Below are 13013 nucleotides of genomic sequence, written 5' to 3'. Positions count from 1 at the left end.
ATGGTTACATGCCATTCTGTTTTTCTATCTACCGTCCAAAATGATTTGGACAACGTTTGGTTTGGAGCTAACGTCAATGAAAAAATGGGCTACTCTATTAGCTGGTAGTGCATGTGCGCTTTCTCTGTTCTCAGGTTCAGCGGCAGCGGACGATAAAGAATTGGTATTTATGAACTGGGGTCCTTACATCAACAGTAATATCCTAGAGCAATTTACTAAAGAAACAGGTATCAAAGTGATCTACTCGACTTACGAGTCGAACGAAACTTTGTACGCAAAGCTAAAAACTCATAACCAAGGTTATGACCTAGTCGTACCTTCAACTTACTTCGTAGCAAAAATGCGCGATGAAGGTATGCTACAAAAGATCGATAAGACTAAGCTGAAAAACTTCGGCAACCTAGATAAGAACTACCTAGATAAGCCTTACGATCCAAATAACGACTACTCTATTCCACACGTTGTTGCGATTACAGGTCTAGCAGTTAACGCTGATATGTACGATCCAAACGACTTCCAAAGCTGGGCAGACCTATGGAAGCCTGAGCTTGAAGGTCAAGTAATGCTAATGGACGATACTCGTGAAGTATTCCACATTGCCCTACGTAAATTGGGTTACTCAGGTAACTCTACAGATCCAAAGCAAATCGACGAAGCATACGCTGAATTGCAAAAGCTGATGCCAAACGTTTTAGTATTTAACTCTGATAACCCGGGTGCACCATACATGTCTGGCGAAGTTGGCGTTGGTATGCTTTGGAACGGCAGTGCGGCTGCGGCGCAAAACGAAGGCCTAAACCTTAAGCTAGTCTTCCCTAAAGAAGGCGGTATTGGCTGGGTTGATAACTTCGCAATCTCTTCTGGCGCGAAAAACGTAGAAGCAGCGCACAAAATGATCGACTTCCTACTACGCCCTGAAATCGCAGAGCAAATTTCTCGTGACACTGGCTACCTAACCGCCGTTACAGAATCAAACTCGAAGTTTAAAGACGTAGCACCGCTGTTCCCTTCTCAAGAAGATCTTGACCGTGTTGAATGGCAAGACTCGGTTGGTGATATGACAGTGAAATATGAAGACTACTTCTTGAAACTGAAAGCGGGTCAATAATCTGATCTTGCCTACTAAGGCATCGACTAACTGAAAATAGGCAGCGATACGCTGCCTATTTTTGTAATTGACTGATATAATTATGCGTTGCTAGGTTTATTTAGCTCAGTTTCACAGAATTATCGCTTCTCTAAAAAGGCTCGGTATAAATTGATTTAAATAAACGGGATTGTGCTTATTGCGATTTGGCTCAACTTAATAACTGCGACTAGTATTGATTTGTCCAATCGCTAAACAAAACGGAAAACAAATGAAAAGTAAATTCTACGCAAGCGCTCTATGTGCAGCGACGCTAATCGCTACCCCTGCAATGGCGGCTGATCAAGAACTGTATTTCTACAACTGGTCGGAATACATTCCAAACGAAGTTCTTGAAGACTTTACAAAAGAAACTGGCATCAAAGTTATCTACTCTACATACGAATCTAACGAAAGTATGTACGCGAAGCTAAAAACGCAAGGTTCTGGTTACGATTTGGTAGTACCGTCTACCTACTTCGTTTCTAAAATGCGTAAAGAAGGTATGCTGCAAGAGATCGACAAAAAGAAACTTTCTCACTTTAGCGATCTTGACACCAACTTCCTAGATAAACCATTTGATCCAAACAACAACTACTCTATCCCTTACATTTGGGGTGCGACGGGCATTGGTATCAACGCAGATATGCTAGATAAATCGTCTGTTTCTAAATGGGACGATTTCTGGGATAGCAAGTGGGAAGGCCAACTAATGCTGATGGATGACTCTCGTGAAGTATTCCACATTGCATTAACAAAACTTGGTTACTCGCCAAATACAACGAACCCAGATGAAATCAAAGCAGCTTATGAAGAGCTGAAAAAGCTAATGCCAAACGTATTGGTATTCAACTCTGATTTCCCTGCAAACCCTTACCTTGCAGGTGAAGTGTCTCTTGGTATGCTTTGGAACGGCTCTGCTTACATGGCTCGTCAAGAAGGTGCGAATATCGACATCATCTGGCCTGAAAAAGGCACCATTTTCTGGATGGACAGTTTAGCAATTCCAGCTGGCGCGAAAAACGTAGATGCTGCTCATAAGATGATCGACTTCCTACTACGCCCTGAGAACGCAGCTAAGATTGCACTAGAGATTGGTTACCCTACTCCAGTTAAGACGGCACATGAGCTGCTACCAAAAGAGTTTGCTAACGACCCAAGCATCTTCCCTCCGCAAGAAGTAATGGACAGCGGTACATGGCAAGATGAAGTTGGCGAAGCGAGCGTAATGTACGATGAGTACTTCCAAAAGCTAAAAGTAAACAACTAATTCGTTAATTTTAAAGATGTGAAAAAGCGGCTCATGAGCCGCTTTTTTTTGTATCTGATAGTTGGGTTTAAGTTTTTATGCTTTCGTTTCCAAAGCAAGGATTTCATCAACAAGCTTCGGTACTTCAACGCTTGCTTTACCATAGCGTTTTTCTTCAAATTCACTTTCAACCGCACTTGGCTCAAGGTTAATTTCTATAGTATGAGCGCCATGCATTTTAGCATCATGCACAAAGCCTGCGGCCGGATAGACGACGCCCGAAGTGCCGATAGAGACAAACAAATCAGCTTCTTCCAGTGCTGCGTATATCTCTCCCATTCTCAGTGGCATTTCACCAAACCACACAATATGTGGGCGCATTTGTGATGGGATCTGACAACAATGGCAAAGCTCACCAGTTTTTATATCTTCGGTATGTTCAATAACTTGGTTAGATTCACTACATCGCGCCTTAAGTAACTCACCATGCATGTGAATCACATTTTGGCTGCCACCTCTTTCATGCAAGTTATCAATATTCTGCGTAATAACCGTCACCTTTCCCTTTAATTCCGCTTCAAGACGGCCAAGAGCAAGATGCGCAGCATTCGGTATGATCGCTTCATCTTGAAGCTTTTGACGGCGTTGATTATAAAAACTCTGAACAAGGTCTGGATCTCGAGCAAAACCTTCAGGTGTTGCTACATCTTCAATTCGGTGATTCTCCCACAGGCCATCTTGGGCTCGAAATGTTTGAATACCAGATTCAGCCGAGATACCTGCTCCAGTAAGTACTACAATATTTCTATAAGGGAAATTCATAACTTATCCTTGTCGTTCTTTTTCATTAGCTTAACACTGAAAGAATAGCAACTGTAGTAGTATGGATTAGACCATGGTCGTAATGGTCACTATTAGAATTACATTTTGAGAGGAATCGCAATGAGACAAGTATCTCTGGCGCTTATATTACTTACGACTTTAGCAGGCTGTCAGCTGACAAATGTGGAAGGTGAAATTGACGACGTAAAAGTAAAAGTCAGCACAAATGATGACAATCATGGGCCGCATGGCAATGGTAGCTTTTGCCCCCCTGGTCAAGCTAAAAAAGGCAACTGCTAAAGCGGCTTGTATATCGATTTGAAGCAAACAGTTTAAAAAAAGAGCGGTTTGATGCCGCTCTTTTTTCGATTAAATTAGTCTTCGTTAGTAGATGATATTTTATGAATCGCTAAATCCGCACCATTAAACTCGTCTTCTTCTGAAAGCCTTAAACCTGTTAGAGCGTTAATTGCGCCATAGACTACAAGAGCACCTAAAACCGCAATGGAAATGCCAAGAAATGTCCCTAAAACTTGAACCGCGAAGCTAACACCGCCCATTCCACCAAATCCACTTTGACCAAAAACTCCTGCAGCGATCCCGCCCCAAGCACCACATACTCCATGCAAAGGCCACACACCCAGTACGTCATCGAGTTTGGTTCGGTTTTGCAGATACGTGAACAGATACACAAACAAAACCCCAGCAACGGCACCTGTCACTAATGCACCAAGCGGATGCATTAAATCTGACCCCGCGCAAACCGCAACCAAACCGGCCAAAGGGCCATTGTGAATAAAGCCAGGGTCATTTTTACCCGCAAGTAATGAAGCTACGATACCTCCAACCATTGCCATCAACGAGTTCATCGCCACTAAGCCACTGATTCCAGAAAGAGTTTGAGCGGACATAACGTTGAAACCAAACCAGCCAACACAGAGAATCCAAGCCCCAAGTGCCAAAAATGGGATATTAGATGGAGCGAAGTTCGTATGCTTTCCTGCGCGGATACGACCTCTACGCATCCCTAAAAAAGTAACAGCCACCAGCGCAATCCATCCACCAACGCCGTGCACAACGACCGAACCTGCAAAATCGTGAAAACCATAACCAAAGGTACTTTCAAACCAAGCTTGAACACCAAAGTTTCCGTTCCAGATCATTCCTTCAAATAGTGGGTATACGACGCCGACAGTGAAAAATGTTGCGATTAGAATCGGATAAAAACGAGCTCGCTCCGCGATACCACCAGAAACAATAGCAGGAATCGCCGCAGCGAAGGTCAGTAAGAAAAAGAACTTAACCAACTCGTAGCCATTATCTTGAGATAAGGTTTGAGCATCGGAAAAGAACGTGCCGCCATAAGCAACCCAATAACCAATAAAAAAGTAAGCAATCGCAGAAATACCAAAATCGGCAATAATTTTAACGAGTGCGTTTACTTGGTTCTTTTGGCGCACGGTTCCCACTTCAAGAAAAGCAAAACCAGCATGCATCAAAAAAACCATGATGGCACCCAACAATAGAAAAAGTGTATCGGAACTTTGTGTGAGAGCTTGTACAACGCCATGTACCTGATCGGCAGTTACACTCATTATGTTTATCTCCGTTATTTGTAGCGCACTCATCCTGTGCATCAAAGTTAAAGTCATCACCAATTTGGTGAATGAAATTCACAAAGCGTCTAATACAGCAATTACCGTTCCATAATTTACTCTTCTAACAATTAGGATTTAATTCATTGTTTTATAAGACTTTAAATGAAATCAAAAACATTTATTTGTATTGATTTTATCTATTCAAATGCACCAATGTAGGGTCTATGCACCAATATAATGCGCACAACATGCACGCGTTTAATTAGTATACTCTGGCCATAAACGCAAAAAGCCACCTCATAAGAGATGGCTCATACATTAAATTTCTAACTAAATGATAATTTATCGTGTGATCTTGCCTGCTTTTACATCTTCTAACCAACGCCCCTCGACGAGATAAGGAGGAAGCCAACCGGTTTCAATAGATAGACGGTTGCCTTTGTCGTACCACATACAAGCCATACCAAGTAGAGGGAAAGAGATGAAAGTTTCTATAGAAATCAAGTCCTCTGGCTTATCGAGCCTCATTTGGTATTGCTCTTGGAACTGAAGGTTCTTAATGAGTACATCTTCGAAATCATAACCGATGTCGGTTGTCAGGGCGGCAAAAGTTTCCAAAATACCCATGGCAATTTCTAACGCCCAATCATCACCCTGAGCAACTGCCGCGTCCATCGCGGCCACCAGTTTATCAGGGTAGTCTGCTGTACGGTTATGGAAAGACTGAATCACATCCACCAGCATATAAGACAGCTCACCCGCTTTGGTAGAACTCTGTCTCATCAAAGAAATCGGAAAGTTTGCCAACACATCCATACTAGCTTTGTCACGGACGATTACAGAGGTAAAATAGGTATCCAGCCACATTGAAGGACAAATGAAGCCCATCTCTAAGATACCTTCACCATCCCATGTTACTTCTGGGTAACCGAGTATCTTAATAGTTAATGACTCATTCGGAAACATAGTAAGCCGATGATAACAAGCGCCCATTAGAGAAGTTTCATAAAGACGCAAGGTACATATTTGTTCATCTTCATGTGAGGTTTGGAACCAGGTATACCAGCGAACCTGGTCGATGGCAAAATCACCAAGACTGATTAGATTTTCCCTCCTGACTTTAAGACCTTCTTTTCTGTTATCTAGGACCCTGTTTATAAATTTTTTTTTACTCGCAATGGCTTGTGCGTCAAGTTCAGGATTTGCTTTGCGCTCTACGATCTTGATCGATTCATTACTTTGCATTTTTACTTTAATCCTTTGGAATTAATTTTAAACTCTGCCACTTCTAGTTTTAAGTCCGAGGCCTTTCCACTTTCAGGGATGCTTGCTTGAGTATGTATATATCGAATAGGTCTGCCGGATAAAGCGGCGTATTGAATTTCGTCGGCAGCTACTTTTTCCGTCGTTCCTTCTATATTTTTCGACATTAACTTAACTATTTCCGCCGCATATTTACTTGTACCTTGCTGATATGCCTCGTTTCCAATCTTACGGCTACCCAGCGGGCTGCTCCCCCCTTTGGCCTCAACAATGATAATTTCACCTGGTGGTGGCTCTTCCACCTCGTAAACCATGTCAAAGTCGCCCGGCTTCGAAATTGAAGTTCCAATATCTTTGGGATGAAGCAACTTAGCATTGGGACATTTATTTCGAACAAAGTCATCCGCGGCCAACTCACCAATTTTTGCAGACTGTTGGTTAATATTGCCGATTTGAGCGTTATATCCCTCTTCGCCAGTTCGAGCGTCCACAGCCTTTTGACGCTCTTTCAAACATTCATCAATTTTTGCTTTGTTTCTTTCTGTTAGCTCATAACCACTCGTATTGAGTTCAGAGTTTTCTTTATACTCTGCTTTATTCAGCACAAGATCTTCAGTGAAGATCGTGCAACCTTCTTCCCCGCCAACTTTCTCTGAGTCAAAAACATGCGCATTTACAAATTCCTCAATCCCAACAACATACTGCACTTCGTGTCTGCTGCCATCTGAATGATTGATATGACGATAAAAAGTAATCTCGTTTTTCTCGCAATCAATATGGTCTAGGTCGTATTCATATCGAATATGATTTTTACCTTTGGGTTTTCGGATTTTGACTTGCGAACGAGCGCCATCTTCTCCGACAGATGACTCTTTTGCCGCCTCTAAAATCTGATCGCAAACCTCTTGGGGAACGTTGTTTTGCGCCTGATACTCAGCCAGCATTTTCTGCAAGCGTTTTAGCCCTTCTTCACAAAGAAAACCTGTTGGGTCAATCCACTGGATAGGGTTCACTGCATATTGGTAATGGTTAATACCACCAGCAATAGATATCGGGTCTTGTTGGATAAAGCGTCCTAGCTTAGGGTCGTAATAACGAGCGAGGTTGTAATGTAAGTTGGTTTCTTGGTCGAAGTACTGCCCTTGAAAACGCAGTGGATTTCTCACCTCTTCAACGTCTATAGAAGCAAATCCATGGACATCATAACTTGCACTCCAAACGATATTTCCGGCACTGTCTTTTAGTCGCTCCGGTTTGCCTACCTGATCACATTCATACAAATAAATTGAGCCATTTTCTAACACAGCCAATGGGATGTAGGTTTCTGGTTGATATAAGTACCAACGAAAGCCATCGGCCGTGCGTTCTCCGAGCAAACGCTCACCTTCCCAAAGAAACTCGGTGATACCATGTTGAGTAATTTTCTTTGTTCTACGGCCTAATGCATCATATTCATAGTGACTAATACTAGAATCACCATGTACTTCTACCAGTTGATTTAATGCGTCAAACACACGTTTTTGAACCGTGCCATCGCCTTCTCGTTTAACTTGATTGCCTTGTTGGTCGTATTTGTAACGAACACCTGCATAAACTTCAATTCGGTCACTCATTACCTTAGAATCAGCCAAAGCGGGATTCCCAAAGCTATCTGATTCAAATGTTGAAGTCGAACCTGCTTCTCTAACCTTTGTAACGTGCCCGAGAGTATCGTACTGATAGTGAGTTGCCCCTGCAGTATTATCTAAAATTGAAGAGATTCGGTTCTGTGCATTGTATATGTATTTTTTTTCTCTACCTGACCATTGCTGCTCGACTAATCGGCCGACACCGTCATAAAGCTTGCTCTCTTTGAAACTCGCAGTTTCAGTGACAGAAAGCCTCCCCATAACATCATATTGGAACTCAATTTTCGGTAATGAGTCATCGCTAAACCGGATTTCGGAAAGCCTACCCTTGGTGTCGTATGAAAAGTTAAGTGACGTCTTGTCAGGCAAGGTTTGCGAAATACGCTGCCCGACTCGGTTAAACTCTTCACCGATTTCAAATTGACCTTGAATACGCTTAGTTAAATGTCCAAATGAGGAATATTGATACTGTAGAGTTTGATGACGATTAGAGGCTAAAGTCAATCTTCCACCTAACGTATAGTTAAAGTGATTCTCAACAATATTTTTTCCATTTCCCGCTTTAATATGCTGAAGAAAGCCAGCATCGTCATAGCGGTATAAAACGGTCCTATCTACAACATCTTTTCGGGTGATTCTTCCCATAGAGTCGTATTTGAATTGGCTGTGTAGCCCATCAAATCCTACGGTACCTGATAGTAAACCTTCGCTGTCGTACAAAAACTCAAACTCTAGACCATCACTTCGAACTAATTTCGTTAGGTTACGTTGTTGATCGTACTCGTAGGAAATATGGCTGCCATCAGGGAAGATTACCGCTTCTTGTTGAGCCAAAGCTCCCCATTGATAAGACGTGACACCTTCTGGTGTGTGTATCTGTGCAACACGACTAAACTCGTCATAAGCGTACTCTTCACTGTAACCGACTTTGTCTTCGTCGTTGAAATATCTTATCGATGTGCGGCGTCCGTAATCATCATAGGAAATCTGGGCAACACATCCATCGGGATACGCAATCCCATTAACTAAATCGGTAGCGCCATAACTGTAGCGAAGTAAAGTGCCATCTACTTCATGAGCGACTAATCTTTGTTGTTTATCCCACCACCAACGGCTCTTCTTACCATCTTCAGACTCTCTCTTTACGACTTGACCATGTTTATCGTATTCATACTCCGTTACGCAGCCTAGAGCATCGATATCCCACACTCGTTGGCCAAGACTGTTGTAATAGGCCTTTTCAAGATCACCATCAGGAGATACCGTTTTTACAAGCTTACCTAAGCTGTCATAACCATATTGAATTTGAGCACCGGAAGAGTGCAGTTTGGAAATTAATTGGCCTTGCTGATTGTACTGGTACTGTGTTGTCGAGTTATCTGGGAATACCGCTTTCTCTTTACGCCCTAAATGATCATAGTGCCATTGCCACGTTCTTCCTGTCGGGCTCGATTTTTCAAGCAGATGACCTTGCTCATCATGAATGAAAGTCCACTCATTATCTAAAGAGTCAGAATAAGAGGACTTTGCGCCCTCATAATGGAATCGATAATCATAAATACCTGAGTCACCAAAGTTTCTAATGCACTTAGCACTCGAGCCTTCTCCCGACCATTCAAAGTGATGCGTAAACCCTGTTGGTCGAACACGTTTGGCTATCAAATGTTGGTCTTGATACTCATATCGCTCAGTCAAACCCAAATCATTCGTCGCACCAACAAGATCGTCTTGCTCGTCATAGATATATGTTGTTAATACTTGTTCTGTCTTTGCGTTCAGCAATTCAACAAGGCGCCCTTGTTTATCATATTGACACTCAAGAACTGGTCGCTTGTTATGTGCAACTTCAACTAGACGATGGTTTCTCGAATAACGGAGTTGGAACGTCGAAAAGATTCCATTGCGGACTTGTTTTAATAGCCAAATGTCTTCTACCAACTCAAAACGATATTGATCACCACTAGAAAGAGTGACAATTCGTGTATTTGGGTTTAGGAAATGACAGCTTGCTCCGACATAGACTTGATAACTTGTTGAACCATTCTCAACTGGTTCAAATTCAATCTCGTCAGCAGAATCACTTACAAATTCCCATGAGGTGACGTTGTGCTTTTCATCTGTGACTTCTTTCAGTTCAAATTGAAAAGCATGTCGCCAACCGTAACCAAGACCTTGATTTCGGGAAGCTTTGGATGAACGATACGTTCTTGACCAAACGAAGCCATTGGGAAGCTCTACATCATTGAGTGTTAATATTTCTTCGCCCGTTACTAGAGAAACCGGATCTCCCGCTTTTTCATGACATTCGCTGCCCGTCTGTAAAGGCTTTGCAGAGGCTGAATTCTTAGCTTGGGTTTTAGAAGATGTATGTGCTTTGTTCTGCTTAGACTTTGCTTTTACTTGCTTAGGTACCGGTGTTGGTTCACTGGATATTGTCGCGTTTTTCTTTGTTTTAGGGAAACTAGCGACATAAAGAGAACCATTCACAAGTGCTTTTGCAAATACAGGCGCATAAAGCTCTGGTGTCAGTTCTTCATCCGGTACGTTTGGGGGAAACTGATCAAGTAGATGATACAACTCTTCAACACGGCTTGAGCTAAGCGGTACGAAGTCATCTAGAAACGCCTTCGCACTCTGTTCTGAGTCAAACTTTTTGTGTTCACCTTTTGGGATTGGCTGACTGGAAAAATGATAGCTTTGACCAAGGCAGTTGGTGAGAGGGATAACAAATTGAGGAATCATAGTTGTAACGAGTGTGTCCTTTCCTATTGCCTACCACTGACTTCACAAGTTTGCTTTGTTTTCATCTAGCAGGTACTGAGAATACAAAGCAAACGTGTGAAAGCCGGATCCTTTTCAGAATTCGACTATTCCTTGACTTGAATGCACTAAGGCGAATTTGATGCTCTTTAAAAAGCTGAGCGTCGCGTACTCTAGCGGCTAAAAATGCCTTGAGTAAATGAACAATAGTGTGAGTGAGACTGAGGTCTCAGCGATTTGCCTTTTAGAGAGCAATTTCTTTTGTTAATTTGATTCGCTCCCCAGATAACAAAATTCACCAAGAAAATTCACAATAGTCGCATGACTGAGATACCGTGTCTCACACAAGAGAAGTTGACTCAAACTATAGAACGTTATGATCATGTCCAGCGTGTCACGACAAGCTTCTGGCTCTCCATTGCATAACCGAAGCAATAAAAAAGCCGCCCTAAATAAGGCGGCTTTGATGTTGTTGAGGTTCAATTATAGATTTGGACCTGTAGAGGGAGTATGAGGTTGATTGTTACGCAGTTGCTGCATGCCTTGGAACATACGGATGAACCAGACAAGAATAGCTAACGCAGCGAATACCATTCCGACCCAAGGGATGAAGTAAGCGATGTCTTCGATCAACGTACTTTTCACCCAATAATCACTCACCCCGACTAGCACACCGTTAGAGGTCGCTACGGTGACAATCAGCACCACAAAAAACGTCAGGTAGAGGAAGAAGGTACGAATCAGACCGTAGTAATGAGAAATCACTACGTCGCTGTCTTCCCCCTTATCCAAACGGTAACCCGCATAGATAATTGCGATAACGCCTGAGATCAAAAACGTAAACGGGGTAAAACAACTCAGGATATACGCAATCCAAATCCCGTTATGATGTTTGTTCATTCGCTTTCGCTCCTTTCTCTGTCGTTGGTTTTGATTCTGTTTCGCCCATCGCTTCTTTAGACTTCACTTCTTCATACCAAAGGTCGTGATGCTCTTTCGCCCATGTTTCATCGACTTCACCAGTCACCATGCCTTCTAACGCACCTTCCATACCGAATAGACCGATATAGATGTGGAAAATAAAGCCACAGATCAGAATCAGGGCTGAAATGGCATGAACTAGGTTAGAAAGTTCCATATCTCGTCGAGTTTGCCCAAAGATTGGGAAATCCAAAACTAAACCACTTACCGCGACAATAGCGCCAAAGAAAATCAACAACCAGTAGATGGCTTTCTCACCACCGTTTGAGAACCCTGCCGATGGATGCGTTCCTTTGTGCTTACCAACCATGCCGCCCATTTTCATGAACCAACGAATATCTGTCATGTTTGGAATCGACTTGCGCCACCATTTCAAGAGTACAAACATCAGCAAAATGAAGAACAGTGGTCCCATGTAGTTGTGGTACTGCTTCGCCAACATGACGATAAAGCCCCAAAACTCGGTAGGAACATACGGTTTTAAAAAGTGCTTACCGTAAACCAGCATCAAACCACTGAATGCAAGCGTTAAGAATGTAAACGCCATACTCCAGTGGAGAGCGCGATCCAAGCGAGACCAGCGCTTCATCTTTTTGCCTGTACGAGGCTTACTTAGCATCAAAGGGCCAACAAATACGTAAGCCATGATAACCATCGCGATACTGCCGAAAATCGCGACAGCACCAGCAGGAGACATCCATTTCTCTTTTAGAATGTACCAAGTCTCACCAGGTTTACTGATTAATACGCCATGTTCTGGCGATTTAGACGTGGTATAACCTTCTTGCCCCTCTCTGACTTCGCGCCAATAGTCTGCCCCGGCGAGTTGCGTTATCTCCTGTTGAACCACTTTAGAAGATTGCTCCTCTGCTGAAGCAGGCATTACGAAAGTCAGCAGCAATGCCGTCATCATTGACAGCATCGCTAGAGACGCACGTTTAAGAGTGTTTAACATGTGCCTCTCCTTACTTAGCTTTTCGTCGCATCGTAAGAAAGATCGTTTCCGTCTGTCCAACCTGCGTTTTTCGCGCCGCGCTCTACCACTCGTTGACGGAAAATATCAGAGACTTTCTCTGCGTCACCCGCAAGTAGTGCTTTTGTTGAACATAGCGATGCACACATCGGTAGTTTGCCTTCTGCGATACGGTTCGCACCGTATTTTTGGCGTTCTTCTTCTGAACCTGGTTCAGTGTTTGGACCGCCTGCGCAGAACGTACATTTGTCCATTTTGCCACGTTCACCGAACGCTTCTTGTTTCGGGAACTGTGGAGCGCCAAACGGACAAGCAAACAAGCAGTAACCACAGCCGATGCACAGATCTTTATTGTGAAGTACGATGCCGTCTTCTGTATGCTCGAAACAGTCAGCTGGACAAACCGCCATACAAGGCGCATCTGTACAGTGCATACAAGCAACAGAGATCGAGTTTTCACCCGGTTCACCGTCATTAAGTGTCACAACGCGACGACGTTGGATACCCCATTCAAGCGCATCGTCGTTTTCGTTCTTACATGCAGTAACACAGCCGTTACACTCGATACAGCGTTTGGTGTCACATAGGAATTTCATTCGTGCCATTGTCAGAC

The 13013-nt window shown here is 43.1% G+C and carries 10 protein-coding genes; 3 read left to right on the top strand and 7 right to left on the bottom strand.

Going from position 1 to position 13013, the window contains the following annotated elements:
* Positions 1-76: 76 nt before the first annotated feature.
* Positions 77-1108: an extracellular solute-binding protein gene (locus ACYJZR_RS07410; protein WP_017448550.1), complete on the top strand. Its 1032-nt coding sequence runs from the start codon at positions 77-79 to the stop codon at positions 1106-1108.
* Positions 1109-1358: 250 nt separating this feature from the next.
* Positions 1359-2396, top strand: coding sequence for an extracellular solute-binding protein (locus tag ACYJZR_RS07405; RefSeq protein ID WP_005453907.1), 1038 nt, complete (start codon positions 1359-1361; stop codon positions 2394-2396).
* Between the two features lie 75 nt (positions 2397-2471).
* On the opposite strand, the gene cobB is transcribed toward ACYJZR_RS07405, so the two are convergent.
* On the bottom strand, positions 2472-3197 hold the full coding sequence (cobB, locus tag ACYJZR_RS07400) for a Sir2 family NAD+-dependent deacetylase (protein ID WP_062852418.1): 726 nt from the start codon (positions 3195-3197) through the stop codon (positions 2472-2474).
* Between the two features lie 120 nt (positions 3198-3317).
* On the opposite strand from cobB, the gene ACYJZR_RS07395 reads away from it, so the two are divergent.
* Positions 3318-3497 (top strand): hypothetical protein, encoded by a 180-nt coding sequence (locus tag ACYJZR_RS07395; protein WP_005453881.1) that lies wholly within the window; start codon positions 3318-3320, stop codon positions 3495-3497.
* 74 nt (positions 3498-3571) lie between these two features.
* Here the strand turns inward: ACYJZR_RS07395 and ACYJZR_RS07390 are convergent, their stop codons facing one another.
* The 6 genes from ACYJZR_RS07390 to fdh3B form a co-directional block, all read right to left on the bottom strand.
* Positions 3572-4792, bottom strand: coding sequence for an ammonium transporter (locus ACYJZR_RS07390; RefSeq protein WP_406966355.1), 1221 nt, complete (start codon positions 4790-4792; stop codon positions 3572-3574).
* A gap of 345 nt (positions 4793-5137) precedes the next feature.
* Entirely contained in the window at positions 5138-6040 is a 903-nt protein-coding gene (locus tag ACYJZR_RS07385) for an immunity 49 family protein (RefSeq protein WP_025507048.1), read from the bottom strand.
* A gap of 2 nt (positions 6041-6042) precedes the next feature.
* Positions 6043-10428 (bottom strand): RHS repeat-associated core domain-containing protein, encoded by a 4386-nt coding sequence (locus ACYJZR_RS07380; RefSeq protein WP_406966343.1) that lies wholly within the window; start codon positions 10426-10428, stop codon positions 6043-6045.
* A 501-nt stretch (positions 10429-10929) separates the two neighbouring features.
* Positions 10930-11346: a membrane protein gene (locus tag ACYJZR_RS07375; protein ID WP_005479430.1), complete on the bottom strand. Its 417-nt coding sequence runs from the start codon at positions 11344-11346 to the stop codon at positions 10930-10932.
* Positions 11330-12382, bottom strand: coding sequence for a formate dehydrogenase subunit gamma (locus ACYJZR_RS07370; protein WP_083151278.1), 1053 nt, complete (start codon positions 12380-12382; stop codon positions 11330-11332). The genes ACYJZR_RS07375 and ACYJZR_RS07370 overlap by 17 nt, the downstream gene beginning before the upstream one ends.
* A gap of 14 nt (positions 12383-12396) precedes the next feature.
* Positions 12397-13005, bottom strand: a complete 609-nt coding sequence (gene fdh3B, locus ACYJZR_RS07365) for a formate dehydrogenase FDH3 subunit beta (protein WP_005453840.1) — start codon at positions 13003-13005, stop codon at positions 12397-12399.
* Between the last annotated feature and the right edge of the window lie 8 nt (positions 13006-13013).

The organism is Vibrio sp. RC2502 (genome assembly GCF_054850435.1).
The sequence above is the reverse complement of the archived record's forward strand: the minus strand, read 5'-3'. Positions and strand labels throughout refer to the sequence as shown.

Bases quoted from the DNA above. Each gene is read 5' to 3' on its own strand.
- ACYJZR_RS07390 (WP_406966355.1), bottom strand. From the start codon at position 4,792: ATGAGTGTAACTGCCGATCAGGTACATGGCGTTGTACAAGCTCTCACA.
- fdh3B (WP_005453840.1), bottom strand. From the start codon at position 13,005: ATGGCACGAATGAAATTCCTATGTGACACCAAACGCTGTATCGAGTGT.
- ACYJZR_RS07375 (WP_005479430.1), bottom strand. From the start codon at position 11,346: ATGAACAAACATCATAACGGGATTTGGATTGCGTATATCCTGAGTTGT.
- ACYJZR_RS07405 (WP_005453907.1), top strand. From the start codon at position 1,359: ATGAAAAGTAAATTCTACGCAAGCGCTCTATGTGCAGCGACGCTAATC.
- ACYJZR_RS07395 (WP_005453881.1), top strand. From the start codon at position 3,318: ATGAGACAAGTATCTCTGGCGCTTATATTACTTACGACTTTAGCAGGC.
- ACYJZR_RS07380 (WP_406966343.1), bottom strand. From the start codon at position 10,428: ATGATTCCTCAATTTGTTATCCCTCTCACCAACTGCCTTGGTCAAAGC.
- ACYJZR_RS07410 (WP_017448550.1), top strand. From the start codon at position 77: ATGAAAAAATGGGCTACTCTATTAGCTGGTAGTGCATGTGCGCTTTCT.
- ACYJZR_RS07385 (WP_025507048.1), bottom strand. From the start codon at position 6,040: ATGCAAAGTAATGAATCGATCAAGATCGTAGAGCGCAAAGCAAATCCT.
- ACYJZR_RS07370 (WP_083151278.1), bottom strand. From the start codon at position 12,382: ATGTTAAACACTCTTAAACGTGCGTCTCTAGCGATGCTGTCAATGATG.
- cobB (WP_062852418.1), bottom strand. From the start codon at position 3,197: ATGAATTTCCCTTATAGAAATATTGTAGTACTTACTGGAGCAGGTATC.